This window comes from Nitrosospira multiformis, assembly GCF_900110185.1.
GTDB classification, from domain to species: Bacteria; Pseudomonadota; Gammaproteobacteria; order Burkholderiales; family Nitrosomonadaceae; genus Nitrosospira; species Nitrosospira multiformis_A.
The window spans coordinates 172,375-196,346 of record NZ_FOCT01000001.1 but is presented as its reverse complement, the minus strand read 5'-3'; the positions used below and the strand labels follow the sequence as shown (position 1 = coordinate 196,346).

Sequence of the window (23,972 nt, the reverse complement as noted above, 5' to 3'; positions counted from 1 at the left end):
ATATGTCTCTTTTCAATATCTTTACCGTGGCCGGTTCGGCCATGACAGCCCAGAATCAGCGCCTCAATGTGGTTGCAAGCAATCTGGCAAACGCGGACAGCGCGGCGAGTTCCAATGGACAGCCGTACAAGGCAAAGCAGGTCGTGTTCATGAGCACTTCGCCTCTAGGGGATAACGGTATCTCAAATGGTACCCACGGTGTGAGGGTCTCCGGGGTAATCGAGGATCAATCCCCCATGAAGATGGTATACGAACCTTCGCATCCGATGGCGAATCCGGAGGGATTTGTCACCATGCCGAATGTAAATGTAGTGGAAGAGATGGTCGATATGATTTCTGCTTCGCGCTCGTACCAGAACAATGTGGACATGATGAATACCGCGAAGACATTACTGCTGAAAACCCTCACGATCGGACAATAGGAAATCTCCATGAGTACTATCCAGAATACACAGTCGACAAGTAACCCATTTGCCGCTTATGGAACCAGAAGCGCTGCCAAACCGGCAGAAGAAGACTTGCAGGACCGGTTTCTCAAGCTGCTGGTTACCCAAATGAAAAATCAGGATCCGCTCAATCCTCTCGACAACGCACAAGTTACCACACAGCTTGCTCAAATCAGTACCGTGAACGGTGTCGAGAGACTTAATGCGACCATTCGAACCATTGCCGACAGTTTTACTGCCGGGCAATCGCTGCAAGCCGCCGGCATGATCGGAAGAGAGGTGCTTGTGCCTGGCTCTGCCCTGCAGTTGGCCGGCGGAGCGGCGCGATTCGGTATTGAACTGACGCAACCCGCGGATCAGGTGAAGGTAAGAATACATGACGCAGCCGGCCGCGAGATTCAAGTCATGAATCTCGGTCCTCAGGCGGCGGGCTCACTCGAATTGGCCTGGGATGGCAAGACGAGTGATGGCAGTCAGGCAGCGGACGGGAATTACAGCATAAGCGTTGCCGCGCTGCGTGGCGATCAGAAGGTGGAAGTACAGGCATTGGCGGCGGCAATCGTTCAAGGCGTATCCCAGGGAAATCAAGGCGTGCAATTGGACGTCGGCAGCCTGGGAATGGTCGGATTGGCCGATATCAGGCAGATTTTTTAGGCTGAGGTAGGGAAGGGCGGGCGGCCGAAAGCGGCTCAGCTACAGGACATTGGCATTTATCACGGTATTCAGTACGAACGAACAGGCAGGGGAGCGAAAGATATGAGTTTTCAGCAGGGTTTAAGTGGTTTGAATGCGGCATCGAAAAACCTCGAGGTCATCGGTAATAATGTGGCCAATACAAATACTGTGGGCTTCAAGCAGTCACAGGCACAGTTTGCGGATATGTTCGCCAATTCGCTGTCGGGCGGCGGTGGCACGCAGGCCGGCATAGGTGTCAAGCTAGCCGGAATTGCTCAGCAATTCAGCCAGGGAAGTATTACCGTATCCAACAATCCATTCGATATCGCCATCAGCGGTGCAGGTTTCTACCGTTTAAGCGATCAGGGCACGATCAGTTATTCGCGCAACGGCCAGTTTCATCCGGACAAGGATGGTTATATCGTCAACAGCAGTGGCCTCCGTCTTACCGGCTATATGGCCAACTCGACCGGACAGATCAATACCGGCACGGCTACCGATTTAAGGCTTTCCACTGCGGACCTGCCACCTGTCACCACGACGCGGGTGAACGCATTGGTCAATCTCGATTCGCGCGGGACGCCGTTGAGTGCGGCCGCCTTCGATCTGACGGATCCGGCGACTTATCACAGCTCAACGTCGCTTTCGGTCTATGACAGCCTGGGTAATTCGACTCCATTATCGACATATTTCGTCAAGACGGCAGCCAATAGCTGGGATGTGTTCGCTGCCAACGATGGCACTCTCCTCAATGGCGGGCTGTCGATTGGCACATTGAATTTCTTGTCCAACGGCAGCCTCGACCCCTTGAGCTCCAGCAGCTTCAGTGTGACGGCTCCCGTCACTACCGGAGCCAGTCCCCTCGCTTTCGATATCGATTTCGCAAACACGACCCAGTTTGGTTCCAATTTCGGTATCAATGCGTTATCGCAGGACGGGTATGCATCCGGCCAGCTCACTGGTTTCTCTATCAGCGAGGATGGAGTCGTAAGCGGCAGTTATTCCAACGGTAAATTTCTCTCCATGGGGCAGATCGCGCTGGCCAATTTCGCCAATCCTCAGGGTTTGCAAGCAGTGGGCAATAATACCTGGAAAGAAAGCGCCGCTTCAGGCGCTGCGCTGGTAGCGGCGCCGAATACCGGGGGTCTGGGTGTGCTACAGGCCGGCGCGATTGAGGATTCGAACGTGGAGCTTACCTCCGAGCTTGTCAATATGATTACGGCCCAGCGTGTATACCAGGCCAATGCCCAGACGATCAAGACTCAGGATCAGATACTTCAGACAGTGGTGAATCTGAAGTAATCCGACTAGCAGGCAATCACTGGAGTAAATATGGATCGCATGATTTATGTTGCCATGACGGGGGCGAAGCATGCGCTGGGACAGCACGCTGCGGTATCTCACAATCTGGCGAACGCGAACACTCCCGGATACCGCGCTGAAATAAATGCGCTGCGCGCTGTGCCGGTGTTCAGCGATACCCTCGCTACGAGGGCATTTGTGGTGGATTCAAGTGTCGGGGCGGATTTCCGTCCGGGCACAGTGCAGAACACCGCACGTGAACTTGACGTAGCAATACAGGGAGCCGGGTGGATCGCAGTACAACTGGCGGACGGTACCGAGGCTTATACTCGCAACGGCGATCTTCATGTCAGTGCCAATGGTGTATTGCAGACCCGCGACGGGTTGAACGTACTGGGCGATACCGGGCTGATTTCCATCCAGCCCAATGCGAAAGTTACCATAGGCACCGACGGTACGATTTCCACGGTGCCGACCGGGGCAGGGACGAGCGAACCCAATCTGGCTGTCGCAGTGGGTCGGATCAAGCTCGTTGATCCGCCTGAGGCGCAGCTCGTTCGCGGTGCCGACGGGCTCTTCCGGCTCAGTGGCGGTGGTGAGGCGGAGGCGGATGGAAACGTTACCTTGAGCAGCGGTGCGCTGGAGGGGAGCAACGTCAATGTCGTGGAGGCGATGGTGGACATGATTTCCCTTTCCCGCCAGTTCGAGACGCATATGAAGCTGTTGCAGAATGCGGAAGGCAACGCCCAACGGGCGAGCCAGCTCCTGTCGATCAGCGGGTGAGGTAGGGAAGGATTCTGCACATCCGTATTGATACGTCACTTTGATGAGTGATTGTAACCAGATGATAGAAAATAATTTTTCATGGAGTTGATGTGATTCGATCACTTTGGATTTCCAAGACCGGGCTTGATGCGCAGCAGACGCAGATGGATGTCATTGCCAATAACCTGGCGAATGTCAGCACGAACGGCTTCAAGCGGTCGCGCGCCGTTTTTGAAGACCTGCTGTACCAGACACTTCGCCAGCCGGGCGCACAATCCTCACAGCAAACCCAGCTGCCTTCCGGCCTGCAGCTCGGAACCGGCGTCAGACCTGTTGCCACCGAGCATGTATTTACTCAGGGCAACCTGCAGCAGACCGGAAATTCCAAGGACGTCGCTATCCAGGGACAGGGATTTTTCCAGGTGCTGCGACCCGACGGATCGACAGCCTACACCCGGGACGGTTCGTTTCAGACCGATTTCGAGGGGCAACTGGTAACGTCCAGTGGCTATTACGTTCAACCTGCGATCACCATTCCGCCGAATGCCCAGAGCATCACAGTGGGTCGTGATGGCATCGTTTCCGTAACCACCCAGGATTCCACTACACCCGTTCAAGTGGGCAATCTGCAGCTTGCCACATTTGTCAATCCTGCCGGCTTGCAGAGCGTGGGCGAAAATCTTTATGTGGAAACAGCATCCAGCGGCACTCCTAACGTTACCAATCCCGGTATGGATGGGGCCGGGTTACTCAACCAGGGATATGTGGAAACCTCCAATGTCAACGTGGTGGAGGAACTGGTCAATATGATTCAGACCCAACGGGCATACGAGATCAATAGCAAGTCGGTGCAAACGTCGGACCAGATGTTGCAACGCCTGACCCAGCTATAGATTGGCAGTAACCGGCTCGAACATTCAAATGTCTGCGGCTGAAGCGGCGATGACAATCAAGAATCATGGCGGCACAAAATGGTTTTGAGTTTCTCAGCGAAGCGACGCGCACGAGTTCTCGGTTTCATGACATGGGTGCTGCTCGCGCTCTCCGGTTGCGTCAGCCTGCCGCCGCCTGCGCCAATCGTTCAACAACCTATGTCTGCGCGTGCGGCGCTGCCCGCACCGCCGCCTGGCAATGGATCGGTTTATCAGGATGCTAATCAATACCATACCTTGTTCATCGACCGACGGGCGCGCCAGATCGGTGATACGCTGGTGATTCTCCTCACCGAGCGAACCAATGCCAGCAAACGCTCCAACAGCAGCGCCAACAAGAATGGCGACGTAAGCTTCGGAATTCCGCCAATCGTGTTTGGGGTGCCTATCACAAAAAAAATCGATCTCGGGGCATCCTCGTCCAATGATTTCGCAGGTAAGGGCGAGGCGGCTTCCACCAATAATTTTAGCGGCACGATTACCGTTACCGTGATCGATGTGCTGCCCAACAGTTATCTGGTAGTAAGTGGCGAAAAGCAGCTGGCAATGACCCAGGGCTCGGAATACATCCGTTTCTCTGGCGTTGTGCGCCCGGAAACGGTGATCAACAACACGGTATCATCGATCCAAGTGGCGGATGCGCGAATCGAGTATAAGGCGAATGGCTATATCGACGAGGCGCAAACCATGGGCTGGCTTTCACGCTTCTTTCTGACCGTTGCGCCATTCTGAAGTGCGCGCACGAGGTAAATCCATGAGATACCCGATTTCAACAGGAATCGCTGCCCCGGTCTGGTTCGCTTTCTTCTGCGTATGGGTGGGTTTATGGACCTTTTCCATGCCTGTTCAGGCAGAGCGCATCAAGGATCTCGCCTCGATTCAGGGTATACGCACCAACCAGCTCATCGGCTATGGACTGGTAGTGGGACTGGATGGGACAGGTGATCAGACCGTTCAGACACCATTTACCATTCAAAGTCTTAATAACATGTTGATGCAGCTGGGTGTCAATGTGCCGCCCGGAACGAACATGCGGTTGCGGAATGTGGCGGCTGTAATGGTGACAGCTGCGCTTCCACCGCTTACCCAGCCGGGCCAGGCGATCGACGTCACGGTATCCAGCATGGGTAACGCCAGGAGCTTGCGCGGAGGTACCCTGCTGATGACTCCGCTCAAGGGAATCGACGGTCAGGTCTACGGGGTGGCTCAGGGTAACCTGCTGGTCGGTGGAATAGGCGCCGCTGCCAGCGGAAGTAAAGTCCAGGTCAATCATCTGAACGCCGGTCGTATTCCCGGGGGAGCGACAGTCGAACGCGCAGTACCGGTAGCACTGGGGCAGAATGACATGATCCGCCTTGAACTGAATACAATCGATTTCTCCACAGCGAAACGGATCGTGGATGCGGTCAACACCCGCTTCGGCATGGGCACCGCTGCTGCGCTGGATGGCCGGGCGATCCAGGTACGGACACCCGCGGGAAGCGATCAAAGGGTGGGATTTCTGGCGGAGATGGAAAGCCTTACCATCAATCCCGCACAAATGCCGGCTCGAGTGATCGTGAATAGCCGCACGGGTTCAGTGGTCATGAATCAGGCGGCAACGGTGGATCAATGCGCGATTGCTCACGGGAACCTGACGGTTGTTATCAGTACGGAACCCGTGATCAGCCAGCCTGGACCATTTTCATCGGGGCGGACTGTGCAGGCGCAGCGCTCGACCATAGAAATCAAGCAGGAGTCGGGTATGTTGACGATGGTTGAAGGCGCTTCGCTGGCCGAAGTGGTAAAGGCATTGAACGCGATCGGTGCGACGCCGCAGGATCTGCTGGCGATTTTGCAGGCGATGAAGTCAGCCGGTGCACTGCGGGCTGAGCTGGAAATCATCTGATGGTTGCTCCGGTCGATCTATCCACGCGCTTCGCCCTTGATGTCCAGGCGGTAAACGGGCTACGCGTGGAATCAAAAAAAACCGGCGAGGCGGGTCTTGAAGCCGCAGCCAGGCAGTTCGAAGCTCTCTTTCTGAACATGCTGTTGAAAAGCATGCGCGATGCCACCCCTAAAGACGATCTGATGGAGAGCGAGCAGAGCCGATTGTATCTCTCGATGCTGGATCAACAGTTTTCCCAGACCATGGCTGCGCGCGGCATTGGTCTTGCCGAGATCATGGTGCGTCAGTTGCGCCATGCTGCGCCGCCTGATCCGACGGAAAAAGCGGAGACTCCGCAAAACCCCTATAGCCATGCCTTGGATCAATCAACGCTACGCTCTCCAGCGGAGACAGGGAAGCATCCGGGTTTGCGGGGGTACGCACCGACAGTAGAGATGCAGGAACGACTGCAGGAAATAGAGGGACAGAAGGAATTCGCAAAACGCGGACAGATCGAGCAGCGAGGTCAACCAGGGTGGTCTGGAGCGGGACAGTCAGCTCCATCCAGATTGGAACAGGAGGGGTCGCAGGCGAGCGGAATACCTGCGCATGTGTCCGAGTTCAAGGCAAGGGTAGGGGCATATGCCCAGGAAGTGAGCCAGGCAACAGGTATTCCGGTCCAGTTCATGCTCGGGCAGGCAGCACTGGAAAGCGGATGGGGAAAACGCGAGCTGCGTGCTACGGATGGAACCCACAGCCACAATCTGTTTGGCATAAAAGCGGGGGCCGGCTGGAAGGGGCCTGTGGTGGAAGCGGTTACGACAGAATATATCAATGGCATTGCACATAAAAAGGTGGAGAAATTTCGCGCTTATCCATCCTACGCCGAAGCTTTCCGCGACTACGCCAACCTTTTGAGCACCAATCCACGCTACACGGAAGTACTCAGGCAAGCGGTACAGAAGTTCGATGCCGAAGGATTCGCCCATGCCCTGCAGCGAGCCGGCTATGCTACGGATCCGGCCTATGGAGACAAGTTAGGCCGGATTATCAGGACCACTCCCTGGTCCTGAGCCTCCATAAGGGGTAAGAACCGGCAGCAAATCTTTCGGAGGATTTCTCCGTCCCCCTAAATATTTTCAACCCGATGCCGTCAATATATGCACGACATTCAGAGCAGTCTACTGACAGAGATAGGGTATAACCATGAGTAATGGTATTTTCGGCATTGGACTCAGTGCGCTCCAGGCTGCCCAGCGAGGATTGCTCGTTACGGGACATAACATCAGCAATACCGCAACTCCAGGTTACACCCGTCAGCAGGTTATCCAGTCGACCAGTGACGCCAGGGCTACGGGCAGTGGATTTATTGGTCAGGGTGTGCAGGTCGATACAGTAAAGCGGGCTTATAACCAGTTTCTCTCCAAACAGGTTGCACAGGCTGGAACTGAATCCAGTCAGCTGGAAACATACTTTTCCCAGATGAAGCAGATCGACAGCCTGCTGGCCGGTTCCATCGGCGGTTCGGGTCTGTCGCCTGCCTTGCAGGATTTCTTCAGCAGCCTTCAGGAAATCGCGACAAATCCCACTGAAGCGGCATCGCGCCAATCCATGCTGTCGAATGCAGAGGTGCTGGTACGGCAGTTTCACTCAATGAACAGCCAGCTGGATGAAATCCAGGAAGGGGTAAACAGGCAAATCGAGAACAGCACTTCGCTTATCAATACCTTGGGAGCGCGAATCGCAAAATTGAATGAAACCATCAACATGGCCGAGAGTTCTGCCAACGGCCAGCCGGCGAACGACTTGCGGGATCAGCGCGATGAGTTGGTGGCGCAGCTCAACGACGAGGTTCGCGCCCCAGTGGTGGTGCAGAGTGATGGGGGGTATAGTGTTTTCCTGGGGGGAGGCCAGCCCCTGGTAATGGGTTCGCAAGCGTTTCAGCTTACTGCCAGACCATCCACAATGGATGCCGACCGCCTCGAGATTGCCCATGTTATGGGCGGCAGCAGTATTCCGCTCAAGGAGGCCAACCTGGATGGAGGTAAGCTTGGCGGGTTGCTGCAATTTCGCAACGAGATCATTGATGCGGTACGGAACGGGCTGGGGCGGGTGGCGATCGGTTTGGCAGGAACCTTTAACGAACAGCACCGGTTGGGACAAGATGCGCAAGGTAACCTGGGGGGTAATTTTTTTACTACACCGAGTCCGGTGGTAGCAGCGTCGACAGACAATACCGGCAGCGCAGTCATTGACGCCGAAATCGTCAATTATCGCGATCTGGACGTCAGCGATTATCGTCTGAGTTTTGATGGCGCCAACTATACCCTGAAACCCATCCGCAATGGAGTGGAAGGGAATACTCAGACTTTTGCTACCTTCCCTCATACAGTGGATGGCGTGCGCTTGAACCTTGCTTCCGGAACAGTTGCGGCGGGAGATGAGTTTCTTATTCGACCGACGGCAAAGGGTGCCGGCCAGATCGCGGTTGCGGTTCAGGATACTGGCAAGATCGCCGCGGCGGCACCCATCCGGACAAGCGCACCTGCTACAAATACCGGAACCGGCCGCATCAGCGCAGGCACGGTGAACGCACCGCCTCCCACTGATCCCAATCTGCAACAGGCGGTCACGCTTACTTTTACCAGTGCCACCACTTTCGATGTAAGCGGTACCGGCACAGGAAATCCGACCAGCGTTCCCTTTACTGCGGGTGGCTTGATTACGTTTAATGGCTGGACTGTTCAGATTACCGGAACGCCCAAGCCGGGCGATACGTTCAGTATCGGCCCGAACACGAATGGAGTGGCTGATAACCGCAATGCCTTGCTGCTGGGAGCATTGCAGTCAAGTAACACATTGGCTGCCGGCGGAGCCAGCTACCAGGGCGCATACGGGCAACTGGTCAGCCTGATGGGTAACAAGACGCGCGAACTGGAGGTCACGGCCGACGCGCAGGCTGCCCTGCTTACCCAAACCCGGGCTTTGCAGCAGTCGGAAGCAGGTGTCAATCTCGACGAGGAAGCGGCTAACCTGCTGCGTTACCAGCAGGCGTATCAGGCAGCGAGCAAGGTGATACAAACAGCTAATCAGATGTTCGATACGCTACTCGAGATAACGAGGTAAAAGCGCGCTGCAAAAAAGCGTGCGGCTCGCGAAAACGGATCCTGAGAACGCTTGAAGCGGTGTGATCAGTGCAAGCACCGGCTATGGCAAGAACATGCAAGAACATATCAGTATGAGATAGAAAAAAGGAATCAAAATGCGCGTCAGCAGTAATACCAGTTACGAGGCGGGACTTGCTGCCATCCACCGCCAGCAATCGGCACAGATGAGAACTTTCGAACAGATAAGCACCGGTCGCAGCGTGCTCACGCCGTCCACAAATCCGGCGGCGTATGTTCGGGCACTCGATGTTGCCGAGGCAGACTCCGTCAACAGCCAATACGCGTTGAACCGGCAAAATGGCATGACCAGCCTCAGCATGCTGGAAGGCACTCTTGGCGGCATTACAGCCCTGCTGCAAAGGGCGCAGGAGCTTACCGTGGCTGCCGGAAACGGTACGCTGAATGACAGCGGACGCGAAACTATTGCCACTGAATTGCGCACGAGTCTAGGTGAACTTCTAGGTTTGTCCAACCGGAAGGACGTAAACGGGCAATATCTCTTTTCCGGTTATCAGAGTTCAACCAAGCCGTTTGAGGATACCGGGAGCGGGGTGCAATATGTTGGCGATGAAGGCTTGCGCATGATACAAGCCAGCTCATCCCGGCAGCTTGCAGTAAATGAGTCAGGACGAGAGGTGTTCGAACGCATTCCTGCAGCGGGAGGCGGCTACCACAGCATGTTCAAGACGCTATCGGATCTGGCTGATTTACTCGAAACACCGGTAACCGACCCGGCGGGCAAGGCAGCCCTCGCCACCGGTCTGGATACTGCGCAAGTGAACCTGTCCAATGCGCTCGATAATGTGCTCAAGGTGCAAGCATCGGTAGGAACGCGCATGAAGGAAATCGATGCCTTGAATGGACGCGGTGAAGATTTGAATATTCAGTACAAACAGCAGTTGTCGGAATTACGGGATGTGGACTACGTTGAAGCCATCAGTGACCTGACTCAGCAGCGGACCTATCTGGAAGCTACGCAAGAGGCATTTCTGAAGGTGCAAAGCCTTTCCTTGTTCGATTATATACGCTGATGGCAGCAAAATATTTCACGCACGGATTCTTTACCTGGAGAGAAGTTTCCTGCTGATGGTTAACATGCTCCAAGTCATTCCACAGGGAAGCGAGCTATCCGACCGTGGTTCTGACTACGGGTGGCTATAACCGTTACCTGAGTATTCAGTCGAATAGAGACTGACAGATGATTCTAGATACGGCTCCACATATTTCTTCGGTCGGGCAGGTAAAGGAATTTTTCCTGGCCCGTCAACCTATTCTGGATCAGAACCAGAATCTGATCGCTTACGAGTTATTGTTCCGCCGCACTGGAGTCAGGGCGCCGGTTAGCGCGGAGGATACACGCGGTGCCGCTTCCATCATCGCACATACATCCGAACTGGGCATTGAGAACGTAACCGGGAGCGCACTGGGCTTCTTCAACGTGAATTCCACCTTGTTGATGGGAGACCTGGTTAATTTTCTACCGCCCGAAAAAGTTGTGTTCGAGTTTCCTCAAACGGACAAGATCACTCCCGAACTCGTCCGGCGTGTTGCCGAACTGGCGAATGCAGGATATCGATTTGCGCTGGATGACGTCATCACCCTGTCCGAATACATAAAACCGTTACTGCCGTTTGTTGAAATCATCAAGATCGACACGTCCGTCATGACGTACGCCGATCTGGCCATGCTCGTTCGCCAGTTTAAACAGGCGCACAAGGTGCTTCTCGCTGACAAAGTAGAGACGCTCGAACAATTCCAGAATTGCCTTGAGCTGGGATTTGACTACTACCAAGGTTACTACTTTGCAAAACCAGCTCTTCTGTCAGGCAAGAAGCTTGCAACTTCGCAACTAGCGATCATGGAACTGATGACGCTGGTAGCCAGGGACGCCGACACGATAGAAATCGAGCAGCGCATCAAGAAAGAAGTATCGCTCTGCCTGTCCTTATTACGACTGGTCAATACGCCGGGCATGGGTGTTACGAAAAGCATACATTCGTTAAGTGACGCCTTGATGGTCCTCGGCCGCCGCCAGTTGCAGCGATGGTTGCAAATTCAGATCTATGTCGGGCCGGACCCTCAGATCCCATTCGGGTCACCGCTTCTCCTGCTGGCAGCCACACGCGGCAAATTTCTTGAACTCGTCGCCCAAAAACTTCAGCCCGCAAACAGAAGCATGGCTGATATTGCCTTTACCGTAGGCATTTTATCCTTGCTGGATGCTTTGTTCGGGCAACACATGGAAAGAATTCTCCGCCAGATCGTTCTGAGCGAGGAGATCACCGAAGCCTTGCTGTACCGGACAGGGTTTTACGGGGACTTGCTGAAGCTTGCCGAATATCTCGAAAAACCTGGCGAAGCCGGTCGACTGCTTATGCCCCTGCTTGCCAGATTGGGACTGCCGATCGAAGAGCTCTATCCATTCCAATTGGAAGCATTTGAATGGAGCAACAGTTTGTTACCTACCTTATAGAGGCATAAGTTCCTGGTTCGAGATGTCATCCCCGTATCCCTGATACACCGGATATCGGGGTTCAAGAGTTATCCAGCCAGGGGGGCAGGCGCAAAAATTGATTTCGCTCGTCTCCATCTTCGCAGAAGGCCGGGGAAACCGGGAATTCTGAAGCGGTTATAATATAGGAATGGATACTGCTCATAACAGTGAGCCAACCCGCGCCGAAATCGATTCGCTCCAAGGTCCAGCTCTTATCGAGTTCGGTGCAGCATGGTGCGGATACTGCCGGGCTGCGCGGCCGTTGATTGCTTCAGCCTTGTCCGGTGCTTCACCAGTGCGTCATATCCGGATAGAGGATGGAAAAGGCCGGCGGTTGGGACGCTCGTTTGGGGTGAAGCTCTGGCCGACCCTGATTTTTTTGAAGGACGGAAAAGAAATGGCTCGCCTGGTCCGGCCTGAGAATTCCGATCTTATTCGGCGCGCCCTAGAAAATATCTGCAAGGATGCGTGAATCTTCAAGAGTGCGTGATCGCGCCGTATCCTCTACGTCCAACCAGAATCTGTCGCATCATAACTTGCGCAGTCAATAACATATCTGCACGGCATGAAGCAAAAAAAGGAAAATTCAGTACCCATCCATATGGGGGAAGCGTACCCTCCGGATGTTGCCGCCAATTCTCCGGGGATGGTTTTTCAATACATACAAAAGGAAGACGGTACTTCCTCCATGCCCTTTATCAGCGACCAGTGCGCCAATGTGCTCGGAATCTCGGCTGGAGAACTGAAGGCTAATCCTTCACTGCTCCAGGATCTCGTGCTTCCGGAAGACCGGGAGAGCCTGGAGTATTCGAAGGCGCAATCCGCAGCTAATCTGACAACGTGGAATTGGGAGGGGCGCCTGTGGATCGAATCCTACGGGGATATAAAGTGGGTCAGCTTGCGAGCGAGTCCGAGGCGGGAGAAGGACGCCTGTGTGGTTTGGGAAGGCATTATCATCAATATTACCGAGAGCAGACGCCGGGAGACGGAGCTCAAGGAATCCCATGAACGACTCAAGGAAGTATCAGCGCACGTCATGGCGGCAAGGGAGCACGAGCGTATACGCATTGCCAGAGAAATACACGATGATCTGGGGGGAAACCTCACTGCCATCAAGATCGATCTCGACTGGCTGGTGAGGCGGATCAATGCAGGTGCCAGCAGCGCCGAGAATGCTGCATTGCTTGCGAAAGTGCGTACTGTTTCCGATCTGGTGGATCGCACCATACATTCGATACAACGTATTTCCCGGGACTTGCGGCCAGGCATCATGGATTTTGGCATTTTTGCGGCAATAGAATGGGAAGCGGGTGAATTTGCAAAACGCTATGGCATACCTTGTAAGGTATCGTGCAACGAGCCGGATATTGAACTCGAACCTGACATGGCTGTGGCCGTATTTCGAATTTTTCAGGAAGCGCTCACCAATATTGCAAAGCACGCGCATGCCTCGCATGTCTGGGTCGGGCTGGACGTGATGCAGGAATATCTGGAGCTCAAAGTGCAGGATAATGGCTGCGGTATCGCCTCAAACGATTTCAGAAAACTTGATTCGTTCGGGATTCGGGGCATGGTAGAGCGCGCGAGCCTGCTCGAGGGAAAACTGACCGTCAGCGCAGGCCAGGCGCGGATTCAGCCTCGACAAGGTCAGCAAGGGCCCCAGGGGGAACGGACAGGAGAGGAGCAGGCAAGTCAAGGCACTCTGGTGCATCTCTCGATTCCGCTTGCTGCGGAAGCGCGGATAACGATCCCTGCGACGGCTATTTCAGGGAAATCAACCCCATCATGAATGTGCTGATTGTCGACGATCACGCCATCGTGCGTCAGGGCTTGAGGCAGATTCTGACTGAAAGCGGAAAAATCGACCTCATTGCTGAAGCGGAATCGAGTGGAGAGGCAATGCGGCAACTGCGGGAAGGTGAATGGAGCGTAGTGGTGCTGGATATCTCCCTGCCCGACAGGAATGGTATTGAAGTGTTGAAGCAGATCAGGAAAGAACGTTCCAAGTTACCTGTACTCATGCTGAGCATGCACGAGGAAGGACTTTATGCGATCCGGGCACTGAAGGCGGGAGCCTCCGGTTATATAACCAAGCAGAGCGCTCCCAATGAGTTGATGGCTGCCATCAACCAAGTCGCCAGGGGGCGCAAGTACCTGACGCCCGCAGTGGCAGAAGCCATGGCTGAAAGCCTTGGTACTGATCACGATCGTCCGCTGCATGAAACATTGTCCGATCGTGAATACCAGACCCTGCGCCTGATCGCTTCAGGCAAGAGTCTCACGGACGTGGCCGAGGAAATGCATCTGTCGGTCAAGACTGTGAGTGTCTATCGCGGCCGGCTCCTGCAAAAGATGAAGCTCAAGAACAATGCGGAAGTGACTCACTACGCAATCAAGAATGGCCTCGCCTGAGCCCTTCAGCCCCTCAGCCCCTCAGCCCCTCAGCCCCTCAGCCGCCGGATTATCCTTTACACCTATTCGCTGCTTTTTCATCGCGCTGCTTCTTCATCGGGCGCAGCATGGCGTTTCTTGCGTTGCAACAGGAAATGAGATTTCTGCCTGTTCGCTGTTCGCTGTTCGCTTGCCGGACCATACCTGCTACCTTTTTAAGTGCGCTCAAAGTACCGATCCGACTTTTTCTCCGCAGCTATTTCAAAATATCGTCTCTGCTCCAAATTCCGTTTTTACGGCAGTAGATAACAGTGCCAAATATACGACGCTGTTCCCCCCGTTAATCTGCGCATTGCACAGCCCCGCCTCCTCTTATCATTAACGTACCTGCCTGCCGACTGCTCGGATAATCTTTCCTCCAGACGGATAACTGTGCCGGATGAACTCGAAAAGAGTGTGAGCGTAGCTGCGCCCAAAAAAACGTGACGACGCCATTAAATGTTTCTCCTGGACCACCGTTAATAAGCATAACAGCAGTTGATTAGCTTCGGTAATTGAGGCGAACCAAAAGTTGACGGCTGTAGGTGTAATTTCATAAAAAATTAGTCAAGGAGATTTACATGGCTGCAATCATCAATACCAACGTCATTTCCATGAATGCGCAGCGTAACCTCAACGGTTCGCAGAACGCACTCGCTACCACACTGCAGCGCCTGTCCTCCGGCCTCCGCATCAACGGCGCCAAGGACGATACTGCCGGGCTGGCGATTTCGGAGCGTATGACTTCCCAGATCAGGGGCTTCAACCAGGCAACCCGCAACGCCAACGATGCCATCTCGATGTCCCAGACGGCGGAAGGTGCCTTGGGCGAAATCGGCAACAACCTGCAGCGCATACGCGAACTGGCGGTGCAATCGCGCAATGCCAGCAACAGCGCAAGCGACCGTACCGCGCTCAATAATGAAGTCCAGCAACTCAAGGCGGAAATCGACCGGGTTGCTTCGACCACGACGTTCAACGGCATCAAACTGCTCGACGGCACTTTCAACAATCAAGCCTTCCAGGTAGGCGCCAATGTGGGCGAGACTATCAATATCGACAGCATCGTCAACGCACAAAGCTCGTCCCTGGGTACTACGACCACTTACTCAACCACCGTGGCAGGAGCGGCTATCTCAACTTTCGGAGCTGCCGCAGCAGGTGACCTGACCATCAATGGTATCAGTGTAGGGGCTATCGCAGCCGGGACCGACGTCGATACCCAAGGTGCCAATGTCATCGCCGCCATTAACGCAATAAAAGGCACAACCGGTGTTGATGCTACCTTCGACGCGGTGAGCAAAAAAGTTACGCTTAATAGCACATCCAGTGCTGGCATTACTGTAGGGGGAGCAGCACCTGCCGGTACGAATATTGGCTTGACCGCCGGCACAACCGCGGCAACGGGAACCACTGTCGTTGGTTTCGCTTCGCTGAAGATAGACACCACCGCTGATGCCGATACCGCCATCGCCTCGATGGATTCCGCATTGAGCGCGCTCAATGCGGCGCGCGCCGACCTCGGTGCCTACCAGAACCGGTTCTCCTCAGCGGTTTCGAATCTTCAAACTGCCTCCGAGAACCTGTCTGCTTCGCGCAGCCGCATCATGGATGCCGACTTCGCAGCGGAAACCGCAACACTTTCGCGCAACCAGGTGCTGCAACAGGCGGGAACGGCCATGCTCGCTCAGGCAAATGCAATGCCGCAAAGCGTATTGTCCCTTCTGAGAGGCTAATCGCTGGTACATGGCCTCGCCCGAGTGGCCGAGAGCGTAATGCGTGATGAATGGGGATCGAAGCTTGCTTCCGATCCCCATTCGAACCTTCTGGAGTAAATAATGAAAATCGAACAATCCGGAACCGCCATTCAACCAGGGATCGGTTCTAGAGCAACCGAAGGTAAATTCCTGCACGCCGATGTTAGCCTGCCGGCCGGGGAAGGAACTCCACCAACGCCGCAGACCGTGCAGGTGAAACAGGAAATTGAAAAGGAAAAGGAAGCAACGCTACTCGCTGGCTCGAGCCTGGAATTCAGCGTTGATAACGACACCAACAGGATAGTGGTAAAAGTCGTAGGCAACGAAACCCGGGAACTGGTGAGGCAGATTCCCATGGAAGAAATGCTGGCCCTGGCAAAGGCCATGAATCAGCTGCAGGGTTTGTTGCTGCGCACCAAAGCCTGATGGCAGGGCAGGACACGCCCCCGGAAAACAGGAAAAAACAGAAGAGGACAGGAATATGGCGATTAACGCTGCTGGGGCAGGTTCGAACCTGGATGTAAATGGCTTGGTCAGCCAATTGATGGCAGCAGAACGTGCGCCGCTTGCTTTGCTTCAGAAGCGCGAATCCGACTACCAGGCAAAACTATCCGCTTATGGAACCCTGAAAGGCGCCTTGTCTGCTTTTCAGACGGCAATGCAGGGTCTTGCTGATCCTGCAAAATATCAGGCTATTAGCGCGAGTGCGGCGGATAGCTCCCTGTTGACTGCAACCGGGAATGGCGACGGCAAGGCAGTGCCGGGTAATTATTCCGTGGAAGTACAGCAGCTTGCCCAGCAGCAGAAAATCCGTTCCGAGGGGTTTGCCAGCACATCAAGTGTCATTGGCAGCGGGACTTTGACGATACAGTATGGCACTTATGATAACGTCCTAAATACTTTTACTCTCAACGACGCGAAACCGGCGCAAACGATAACCATCGATCCCTCCCGCAACACCCTCTCCGGGGTGCGAGACGCCATTAATGCAGCCAATGTCGGCGTGAGTGCAACGATTGTGAATGACGGGGCCAGCAACAAACTTGTGCTGACCGCAAAGGATACGGGGGCGGCGAACAGCCTGAAGATTACAGTCAGCGATGATGATGGTGGCAATCTCGATGCCGCCGGACTCTCCAGTCTTGCCTTCGACCCAACCGCGGGAGCGGGCTCCGGCAAGAATCTCACCCAGGTACAGGCCGCGCAGGATGCGAAGCTTAAGATCGATGGGATCGATATCGTCAAATCCTCGAATACGATTACAGACGCAATTGAAGGCACGACACTCAACCTGCTCAAAACGAATGCAGGCAGTCCGACAACCCTGAATGTCTCGCAGGATACCGCTGCTGTCAAGACAGCGGTCGAAACATTCGTAAAATCGTACAACAGCATCAATCAAACGCTTTCCAACCTCACTGCCTATAACCCGGGAGCAAAGAAGGGCGCGATATTGCAGGGTGATTCGGCTGCATTCTCGATTCAGCGCGGAATTCGAGCGGCGTTAACGGCCATGATCGGCGGAGGGAACAGCCTCACCTCTCTCTCACAGATTGGCGTTACCTTGCAGAAAGACGGCAGCTTGGCAGTGGATGCCGCAAAGCTGCAAGCGTCAATGGACGCAAAATTTGAACAGATCAGCAAGCTGTTTACGATAGGTGGCACCTCCACCGACAGCCTGATCACATACGGCGGCGCAACGGACAAGACAATGGCTGGAAATTATGCCGTTACGGTTACACAACTTGCAACTCGAGGCAGCCTCAGTGGAAGCCAGGCAGCAGAGCTAACGATAACGGCAGGAGTCAACGATCAGCTCAATTTCAATGTGGATGGGGTGGCAGCCAGTATTACGCTAGCCGGGGGAACTTATGCTTCCGCGGATGCACTGGCGGCCGAAGTGCAAAGCAAGCTGAATGGTTTCTCTGGCTTGGCTACCGAAGGAATTTCAGTATCGGTTTCCCAGTCCAGCGGTGTATTGAGCATCGTGTCGGCGCGCTACGGATCGGCCTCCAGTGTCGTCCTCACGGGAGGTAATGGTGCGGGCAATCTGCTCGGGGCTAGTCCTGCGGGAGTGCCGGGAATGGATGTTGCAGGCTCCATCAATGGCGTTTCCGCTACAGGATCGGGACAGATGCTGACTGCCACTGGCAGAGGAACGGCCGAAGGTCTGCGCGTTGCCATTCACGGCGGTGTGCTCGGCACTCGGGGTACAGTCGAATTCTCACGAGGTTACGCCGAGCAGTTGAGCAAGATTGCGGAAGAGTTTCTCGCTACCGAAGGAGCGATCGCCAGCCGGGTCGATGGGCTGAATGCCAGTATCAAGGATATCGATCGGCGCCAGGAGGATTTTAGCCGTCGACTCGAAATGGTTGAGGCGCGTTACCGGGCGCAGTTCTCTGCGCTCGACGCCATGCTGGGCAGCTTGACGCAGACGAGCCAGTTTCTTCAACAACAGCTGGCCGCGCTGCCGACTCTCAACGAAAAATGACAGAAGGGGTAAATATATGTATCCAGCATCTCGCTGCGGGGTAAACGCCTACGCCCGGGTTGGCCTTGAAACGGGTGTGATAGCTGCCAGTCCTCATAAGCTCGTCCTGATGCTGTTCGAGGGAGCGCGGATAGCATTGGCTTCGGCGCTTGCTCATACGCGAAGCGGCCAGATCGCGGCCAGGGGTGAAGCGATTTCCAAAGCCATTGCAATCATCAACTCCGGCTTGCAGGCCAGCCTGGACATCAAAGCGGGAGGAGAGCTCGCACAGCAATTGAATGCCCTTTATGAGTACATGGGGCGCCGGCTGTTGCAGGCTAATGTTCATGACAAACCGGAATATATCGAAGAGGTAAGTGGTCTTCTTGGCGAGCTGCACGAAGCATGGGAAGCGATCGGATCGTTCACGCAGCCAAGTGAAGAGGGAAAGATGATTTCATCCGTCACTCATGACGGCATTGCCAATCTGAAAAAAAAGTAATGATGATGACAAGTGCAGAAAACCTTGCTGTGTTTCAGTCTCTTTCCGATCTTACCGGAGAGATGAGAGAAGCTGCCCAGGCAAGTGAGTGGGATCGGCTTGCGGGATTGGAGCGACGCTGCGCAGCCCTGGTGGCACAGCTCGAGGTTGCAGAACCAGTACGGCTTACGCCGGATATGCAGCGGCGGAAAGTTGAATTGATTCACAAGATTCTGGCCGATGACGCAGTGATACGCGAGTACACGGAGCCATGGATAAGACAGGTTCAAGCTCTGCTTGGTACTGCCAGCCGCTCGCGGTGCGTGCGTCAGGCATATGAGTCGGGAGCGTGGAATTTCTGAGCAGGAATCCGGGAACGAGCTTTCGTAGCACCTTCAAAATGGGAAGGCCAGGAATTGGTTTATCTCTTCGTAGGCTCGGGATCGGGGCGAACGGTTTAGGGTAACGGGGAATGAAAGTTCAGGAAGCGTTCCTCGTGGGGAGAGTAAGCTTCATTCCAGGTTTTCCCAGCCCCTAACCATCGGAACAGGAGAATTCGATCTGCGTGCACCCGACACAATCGCGGCAATAACTTCAATCCATCCGGTTCAGTCTTCACTTCAAAGACGTGAGGATTTTACTTCGTTCCTCGCCGGACTGGAGCCCGGGCGTTCTCTGAGAGCACAGGTACAAGCCCTGCTTCCCAACAACGAATTCGTCGTAATGTTGTACGACCGGGAGGAGCAGGATGGGCAGGTGTTACAGATGAAATTGCCCCGGAGTGCGCACTTAGGCGAAACCTTCAATCTGATTTTCCTGTCCCGCGCGCCAAAGCCGACGTTCGGGCTCGTGCTCGACTCTCCAGCAGTGGCTCCTCAGTTGAGTGAGACCGGACGTTTCATCAGCACACTGCTCCAGCAGCCGCTTCCACTTCCTTCTGGCAGTCGATCTGCGCAGCCAAATGCGGCGCCATTACTTTCCGCGCCTCCAGGCGAGGGTACGTCGGCCCAGCATACGCAACTCGCTCAAGGATTGATGCAAGCAATCAGTTCAAGCGGGCTGTTTTATGAGTTCCATCTGATGCAGTGGGTGGTCGGTAAAAGATCGCTGGCAAGCCTGCTGCTGGAACCGCAGGGGCGTTTATCGGAAAACCTCTCGCAGTCGCCTGGTACTGCTTCATCCCCGGCTTCACCGGGGGATGAGCTTCGTTTGCCAGCTCCCTCGCATCAGGATTATTTGAATCCCATGCATCGCGATACTCAAGCACTCTTGCGGCAGCAACTGGATGTTCTGGAAAACGGGCATCTTCAGTGGCAAGGCGAAATCTGGCCTGGCCAGACTATCGAGTGGGATACAGCCGGGGAGAAGATGGATGAATCGGAAGGTGAGGGCACCACTCGATATCCCGTATGGAAAACCAGTGTACGTCTTACGCTACCGAATCTGGGATCTATCAGCGCGGTTCTGAGGTTGGGTGAGTCCGGAGTCGAGGTTCGTCTTGCTGCAACTGAATCCTCAGCCGCGATCCTCCGGGCGGGGGTAGGATACCTCGTCGCAGGATTGGATTCGGCGGGAATCAGATTATTGAGTATGGGTATTGAGGCGAATGAAAAGGCTGAACCGGTCTGAGGCTGCCGTTGCCCTGGCGTATCGCGCCGGCGACCATGCTCCGCAGGTCATTGCCAAGGGACGCGGTCTGGTTGCGGAAAATATTATCCGGGAGGCACAAAGACACGGAGTTTTCGTTCATGAATCTCCGGAACTGGTGTCTTTGCTCATGCAGGTGGATCTGGATCAGCATATTCCCCCGCAGCTCTACCGGGCGGTGGCGGAATTGCTCGCATGGCTTTACAAGATGGAAGCCGGGGAGTAGAGCAGTGAGGAGCCCCCATCAATCCCGGTCAGCTCCTAAACCGGCATATTCATAATATCCTGATAGGCTGCAACCAGCTTGTTGCGTACTTGCACCGTGTACTGAAACGAGATGGATGCTTTCTGCAGCGAGATCATTGCTTCAGTCAGATTGGCCTCGGGCGCGCCGAATTCAAAATCTCTGGCAAGCTTCGATGCATGTTGCTGAACGTTATTGACCTGATCCAGCGATCTCCTGAATACGGTTGCGAAATCGACACGTCCCGCTTCACTTCCAGTTTCGTCTCCACTCGCTATTGTCCCGACTGAACCCGCTTTGCCGCCAGCAAGCGCAGCGCCTGCGCGGAGCTGGGTGAGCATCGAATCTATGTTTGAAATGTCCATGGTTTCCGGCAAGTACTTTTGAAAGGTATACAAGATAGCACTCTCTCCTGTGTTCCGTTTTTTGAAAAGGCCGTAAAACCAGTTTCTTTTTCCCGCATTGAAAACTGCAGCCATAGTGATAATGGCGGCTGTCTTCGATCTGGAGCACAGGACTGGGGAGAAACAGGTGACAGCGGGTGCGAATGCCACAACAATGAACAGCGCAATGAACAGCGCCGCAAACAACGCGGCCAATGGCGTGGTAAGCAGCGTTCAGGGTCGGCTGCAAAGCTTTCTGACGCGATTATCCAGCCAGCAGAAAATCGGTCTCATGCTGACCGTTTCTTCCTTGGTTGCATTGCTGGCGGCCGGATGGATGTGGACTCAGGGACCGGACTACAAGGTGCTGTTCAGCAATGTCTCCGACGGTGATGGCGGCGCAATCATCGCATCCCTCCAGCAAATGAATGTGCCCTACAAATTTGCCGAAGGCGGCGGAGCGATACTCGTCCCATCAAGTCAGGTGCACGACACTCGCCTCAAACTTGCGTCCCAAGGGTTGCCAAGAGGGGGTCTGGTAGGTTTCGAGCTGATGGAAAACCAGAAGTTCGGTACCAGCCAGTTTCTTGAGCAGGTCAATTTCCAGCGTGCACTGGAAGGTGAACTGGCCCGTTCCGTCCAGGCGTTGGCGGCTGTCGACAGCGCCAGGGTCCATCTAGCGATCCCGAAGCAATCGGTATTTATGCGGGAGCAACAGAGACCCAGCGCATCCGTGCTGGTGAATCTCTACCCCGGCCGCACCCTCGATCCCCAGCAGGTCAATGCGATCGTCCATCTCGTTTCCAGCAGCGTCCCCAATCTGCATGTGAAGAATGTGACGGTAGTGGATCAACAAGGCGATTTATTGACCAGGATCGATGAATCGAACGCCAATACGGGACTGGATCCAGCTCAGCTCAAGTACTTGCATGCGCTGGAGCAAAGCTATATCAAGCGGATCGAGGCGATTCTGATTCCGATCGTGGGACAGGAAAATGTTCGTGCCCAGGTCGCGGCTGAGGTCGATTTTGCACACTCCGAACAAACCAGCGAAACGTACAGACCCAACCAGGACCCTGCAGGCTCCACGATCCGCAGTCAGCAGACTTCGGAATCCACGAGTGTGGGCACTCAGAATGAAGGCGGCGTTCCGGGTGCGCTTTCCAATCAGCCTCCGGTTCCCGCAACCGCTCCGGTTACCACGCCGCCGCCAGTACCTCTCCGAGCAAATTCCGGGCAGTCATCCGGAGCAACTGCACCCCAATCCCGCGCCCCAAGCAGCACGCGCAAGGATGCAACCATCAATTACGAAGTCGATAAAACAATCCAGCATGTGCGCAAACCGGTCGGCGGTATAAAAAGACTTTCTGTTGCAGTCGTGGTCAACCACCGCAGAGTCGTGGACGAGAATGGTGTCATCAGTGCCAAGCCACTGAGCGAGGTGGAAAAATCCCAGATTACCGATCTGGTGAAAGAGGCGGTGGGATTCAGCAGGGAACGTGGGGATACATTGAACGTGGTCAACAGCCATTTCACAGGTGTGGAACGGGAAGCAGCGCCAGAGCTCCCATTGTGGAAACAGCCCGAGGCCGTTGAACTGGCTCAACAGATCGGAAAAACGCTTCTGATTGGCGGCCTGATTCTGTATCTGGTGCTGGGTGTGCTACGTCCCTCGCTCAAGCGCATCAACCAGCCGGAACCTCCGTTGTTGACGGAATCCAGAAACGATGACCAGGATGTGCAACCTGTTCCCGCACTGAAACCTGCGGCACAACCTTCCGAATACGAGCAAAGACTGACGCTCGCGCGTCAGCTTGCAAAAAAGGAGCCCAAGCTGGTGGCAAACGTCGTCAAGCAATGGGTGGCTGGCCATGAATGAGGAGGGCATCTACAAGAGTGCAGTCCTGCTCCTGTCATTGGGCGAAGACGAGGCGGTGCAGGTATTGAAACATCTCAATCAGCTGGAGGTACAAAAACTCGGCGCTGCAATGGCCAAGCTCAGGAACCTGAGCCGGGAGCAGGTCGATAGTGTTCTGAGCGATTTTTGCGGCCGGGTCATGCACGAGCCGCTTCTTCTGGATATCGATCCGGAAAACTACGCGCGCACGGTGCTCGAAAGAGCTTTGGATGAAGATAAGTCGACGGACAACATCAGTCGCATTCTAGAGGGACACGACACGAGCGGAATCGAAGGACTCAAGTGGATTGACTCGCAGTCAGTCGCGGAACTCATCAAGGGGGAGCACCCGCAGATCATCGCTACCATCCTCGTCCACCTCGATCGTCACCAGGCCAGTGAAATTCTCGGGCAATTGAGCGAGCAGCTTCGCAATGATGTCCTGCTGCGTATCGCCACGCTCGAAGGCATTCAGCCTTCCGCATTGCGCGAACTCAATACGGTTCTGACCGATTTGTTGTCCGGCAGTGAAAATATCAACAAAAGCTCGGTGGGCGGCATTCGTACCGCAGCGGAAATCATCAACTTCATGGGTAGCGCGGCGGAAACGTCGGTGCTTGATAATCTGCGGGAATTCGACGCGGATCTGGCGCAAAAAATAATGGATCAGATGATTGTATTCGAGAACCTCATGGATATTGACGACCGTGGAATTCAGATGCTGCTGCGGGAAATTCGATCTGACATCCTGGTGATCGCGCTGAAAGGCGCAGCCTGGGATCTGCGTGAAAGGATTTTCAAGAATATGTCGAAACGTGCCTCTGAAATCCTGCGTGAAGACCTCGAAGCGATGGGGCCGGTAAGAGTAAGCGAAGTTGAAAACCATCAGAAGCAGATATTACAGGTCGTCCGGCGACTCGCAGATGAGGGGCAAATCGTGTTTGGCAGCAAGAACGAAGAAAGCTACGTATGAGTAAGGTTGGTGCACAGCCAAAAACTTCCGGCGAAAGGCCGA

At 54.7% G+C, this 23,972-nt stretch carries 24 protein-coding genes; 23 read left to right on the top strand and 1 reads right to left on the bottom strand.

Annotated features, from left to right (window positions below):
* Nucleotides 1–2 precede the first annotated feature (2 nt).
* The 21 genes from flgC to BMY01_RS00810 all read left to right on the top strand — a co-directional run bounded on the left by flgC (nt 3) and on the right by BMY01_RS00810 (nt 20,659).
* A complete protein-coding gene (gene flgC, locus BMY01_RS00915) occupies nt 3–422 on the top strand; it encodes a flagellar basal body rod protein FlgC (protein WP_011380661.1) in 420 nt (139 codons plus the stop codon).
* Between the two features lie 9 nt (nt 423–431).
* Nucleotides 432–1,100 carry a flagellar hook assembly protein FlgD gene (flgD, locus tag BMY01_RS00910; protein ID WP_074743718.1) on the top strand — a complete coding sequence of 223 codons (669 nt, stop codon included), beginning with the start codon at nt 432–434 and terminating at the stop codon, nt 1,098–1,100.
* Nucleotides 1,101–1,202: 102 nt separating this feature from the next.
* Nucleotides 1,203–2,423, top strand: coding sequence for a flagellar hook protein FlgE (gene flgE / locus BMY01_RS00905; RefSeq protein WP_074743717.1), 1,221 nt, complete (start codon nt 1,203–1,205; stop codon nt 2,421–2,423).
* Between the two features lie 30 nt (nt 2,424–2,453).
* On the top strand, nt 2,454–3,206 hold the full coding sequence (locus BMY01_RS00900; protein WP_074743716.1) for a flagellar basal body rod protein FlgF: 753 nt from the start codon (nt 2,454–2,456) through the stop codon (nt 3,204–3,206).
* Between the two features lie 92 nt (nt 3,207–3,298).
* A complete protein-coding gene (gene flgG, locus BMY01_RS00895; RefSeq protein WP_074743715.1) occupies nt 3,299–4,081 on the top strand; it encodes a flagellar basal-body rod protein FlgG in 783 nt (260 codons plus the stop codon).
* Between the two features lie 78 nt (nt 4,082–4,159).
* Nucleotides 4,160–4,852, top strand: coding sequence for a flagellar basal body L-ring protein FlgH (locus BMY01_RS00890; protein WP_074743714.1), 693 nt, complete (start codon nt 4,160–4,162; stop codon nt 4,850–4,852).
* Between the two features lie 22 nt (nt 4,853–4,874).
* Entirely contained in the window at nt 4,875–6,008 is a 1,134-nt protein-coding gene (locus tag BMY01_RS00885) for a flagellar basal body P-ring protein FlgI (protein WP_074743713.1), read from the top strand.
* Nucleotides 6,008–7,060 carry a flagellar assembly peptidoglycan hydrolase FlgJ gene (flgJ, locus tag BMY01_RS00880; RefSeq protein WP_081353615.1) on the top strand — a complete coding sequence of 351 codons (1,053 nt, stop codon included), beginning with the start codon at nt 6,008–6,010 and terminating at the stop codon, nt 7,058–7,060. Before BMY01_RS00885 ends, flgJ begins: the two co-directional genes overlap by 1 nt.
* 133 nt (nt 7,061–7,193) lie before the next feature.
* The gene (flgK, locus tag BMY01_RS00875) at nt 7,194–9,113 is read left to right on the top strand and encodes a flagellar hook-associated protein FlgK (protein WP_074743711.1); all 1,920 of its coding nucleotides are present in this window, start codon (nt 7,194–7,196) and stop codon (nt 9,111–9,113) included.
* A gap of 136 nt (nt 9,114–9,249) precedes the next feature.
* Nucleotides 9,250–10,185, top strand: coding sequence for a flagellar hook-associated protein FlgL (gene flgL, locus BMY01_RS00870; RefSeq protein ID WP_074743710.1), 936 nt, complete (start codon nt 9,250–9,252; stop codon nt 10,183–10,185).
* Between the two features lie 167 nt (nt 10,186–10,352).
* Nucleotides 10,353–11,627 carry an EAL and HDOD domain-containing protein gene (locus BMY01_RS00865; protein ID WP_081353614.1) on the top strand — a complete coding sequence of 425 codons (1,275 nt, stop codon included), beginning with the start codon at nt 10,353–10,355 and terminating at the stop codon, nt 11,625–11,627.
* Between the two features lie 169 nt (nt 11,628–11,796).
* Nucleotides 11,797–12,120: a thioredoxin family protein gene (locus BMY01_RS00860; RefSeq protein WP_074743709.1), complete on the top strand. Its 324-nt coding sequence runs from the start codon at nt 11,797–11,799 to the stop codon at nt 12,118–12,120.
* Between the two features lie 93 nt (nt 12,121–12,213).
* A complete protein-coding gene (locus BMY01_RS00855; protein ID WP_081353613.1) occupies nt 12,214–13,437 on the top strand; it encodes a sensor histidine kinase in 1,224 nt (407 codons plus the stop codon).
* Nucleotides 13,434–14,060 carry a response regulator gene (locus BMY01_RS00845; RefSeq protein WP_074743708.1) on the top strand — a complete coding sequence of 209 codons (627 nt, stop codon included), beginning with the start codon at nt 13,434–13,436 and terminating at the stop codon, nt 14,058–14,060. Before BMY01_RS00855 ends, BMY01_RS00845 begins: the two co-directional genes overlap by 4 nt.
* A 599-nt stretch (nt 14,061–14,659) precedes the next feature.
* Nucleotides 14,660–15,814: a flagellin gene (locus tag BMY01_RS00840; RefSeq protein WP_074743707.1), complete on the top strand. Its 1,155-nt coding sequence runs from the start codon at nt 14,660–14,662 to the stop codon at nt 15,812–15,814.
* A gap of 102 nt (nt 15,815–15,916) precedes the next feature.
* The gene (locus tag BMY01_RS00835) at nt 15,917–16,261 is read left to right on the top strand and encodes a flagellar protein FlaG (protein ID WP_074743706.1); all 345 of its coding nucleotides are present in this window, start codon (nt 15,917–15,919) and stop codon (nt 16,259–16,261) included.
* A gap of 55 nt (nt 16,262–16,316) precedes the next feature.
* Complete coding sequence (fliD, locus tag BMY01_RS00830; RefSeq protein ID WP_074743705.1) at nt 16,317–18,326, top strand: flagellar filament capping protein FliD; 2,010 nt, start codon at nt 16,317–16,319, stop codon at nt 18,324–18,326.
* A gap of 16 nt (nt 18,327–18,342) precedes the next feature.
* Entirely contained in the window at nt 18,343–18,807 is a 465-nt protein-coding gene (gene fliS, locus BMY01_RS00825) for a flagellar export chaperone FliS (RefSeq protein WP_074743704.1), read from the top strand.
* Nucleotides 18,807–19,148: a flagellar protein FliT gene (locus BMY01_RS00820; RefSeq protein WP_074743703.1), complete on the top strand. Its 342-nt coding sequence runs from the start codon at nt 18,807–18,809 to the stop codon at nt 19,146–19,148. Before fliS ends, BMY01_RS00820 begins: the two co-directional genes overlap by 1 nt.
* A gap of 403 nt (nt 19,149–19,551) precedes the next feature.
* Nucleotides 19,552–20,415 (top strand): flagellar hook-length control protein FliK, encoded by an 864-nt coding sequence (fliK, locus tag BMY01_RS00815; RefSeq protein WP_074743702.1) that lies wholly within the window; start codon nt 19,552–19,554, stop codon nt 20,413–20,415.
* Nucleotides 20,393–20,659: an EscU/YscU/HrcU family type III secretion system export apparatus switch protein gene (locus tag BMY01_RS00810; protein WP_074743701.1), complete on the top strand. Its 267-nt coding sequence runs from the start codon at nt 20,393–20,395 to the stop codon at nt 20,657–20,659. Before fliK ends, BMY01_RS00810 begins: the two co-directional genes overlap by 23 nt.
* A gap of 35 nt (nt 20,660–20,694) precedes the next feature.
* Here the strand turns inward: BMY01_RS00810 and fliE are convergent, their stop codons facing one another.
* Nucleotides 20,695–21,042 (bottom strand): flagellar hook-basal body complex protein FliE, encoded by a 348-nt coding sequence (gene fliE / locus BMY01_RS00805; RefSeq protein WP_074743951.1) that lies wholly within the window; start codon nt 21,040–21,042, stop codon nt 20,695–20,697.
* A gap of 205 nt (nt 21,043–21,247) precedes the next feature.
* Here fliE and fliF point away from each other — a divergent pair, with 205 nt between their 5' ends.
* On the top strand, nt 21,248–22,939 hold the full coding sequence (gene fliF, locus BMY01_RS00800; RefSeq protein WP_074743949.1) for a flagellar basal-body MS-ring/collar protein FliF: 1,692 nt from the start codon (nt 21,248–21,250) through the stop codon (nt 22,937–22,939).
* A complete protein-coding gene (gene fliG / locus BMY01_RS00795) occupies nt 22,932–23,930 on the top strand; it encodes a flagellar motor switch protein FliG (RefSeq protein ID WP_074743700.1) in 999 nt (332 codons plus the stop codon). Before fliF ends, fliG begins: the two co-directional genes overlap by 8 nt.
* The last annotated feature ends 42 nt before the right edge of the window (nt 23,931–23,972 follow it).